Here is a 597-nt window from a genome sequence, read left to right as displayed (position 1 = left end):
GGTAGAGTATCTTCATTGTTGATACTTTGAGGAATTAAAAATGGCACAAGTAGTCGTGAAAAAATGGGGTAACAGTCCTTCTGTACGTCTTCCGGTAGCTATCATGCAAGCCGCCTCACTAAATGTTGATGATACTGTTGATATTACTGTCGAAGATGGTCGAATTGTCATTATTCCGATAAAGGCGAAAGAGTATTCTCTGGATGCGCTATTAGCTGGAATTACACCGGAAAATATTCATGAAAAAATGGATTTTGGCTCTCCAATGGGTAAGGAACTGATCTGATGGTTTCTCGTTTTGTGCCTGATTCTGGTGATATTATCTGGATTGACTTTGATCCCGTGACTGGACACGAACAGGGAGGCCATAGGCCCGCAGTAGTGCTGAGTCCATTTGCATATAACAATAAAGTGGGGTTACTACTTTGTGTTCCTTGCACAACGAAGGCAAAAGATTATCCTTTTGAAGTTGAACTATCAGGAAGTCGTGATAGTGTCGCCTTAGCCGACCAGATAACATGCGTTGATTGGCGAGCCAGAAAGGTGACAAAGAAAGGTAAGATTAACTCTTCAGAACTGGAAGATATAAGAGCTAAG

2 protein-coding genes are annotated in these 597 nt (G+C 41.7%); both read left to right on the top strand.

From position 1 onward, the window contains the following. The first annotated feature begins 40 nt into the window (after nt 1-40). Entirely contained in the window at nt 41-286 is a 246-nt protein-coding gene (locus tag Xhom_RS25330; protein WP_099140146.1) for an AbrB/MazE/SpoVT family DNA-binding domain-containing protein, read from the top strand. After that, nucleotides 286-597: endoribonuclease MazF (gene mazF, locus Xhom_RS25325; RefSeq protein ID WP_099140145.1), on the top strand; the 312-nt coding region annotated here is incomplete at its 3' end. The genes Xhom_RS25330 and mazF, both read left to right, overlap by 1 nt.

It is taken from the genome of Xenorhabdus hominickii (assembly GCF_002632725.1).
Lineage (GTDB): Bacteria > Pseudomonadota > Gammaproteobacteria > Enterobacterales > Enterobacteriaceae > Xenorhabdus > Xenorhabdus hominickii.
Note: the sequence above shows the minus strand (reverse complement) of the source record. Positions and strands in the feature narration are given on the sequence as shown.

What these genes read in the sequence shown, in the direction of transcription:
- Xhom_RS25330 (WP_099140146.1), top strand. Translation starts at nt 41, where the DNA reads ATGGCACAAGTAGTCGTGAAAAAATGGGGTAACAGTCCTTCTGTACGT.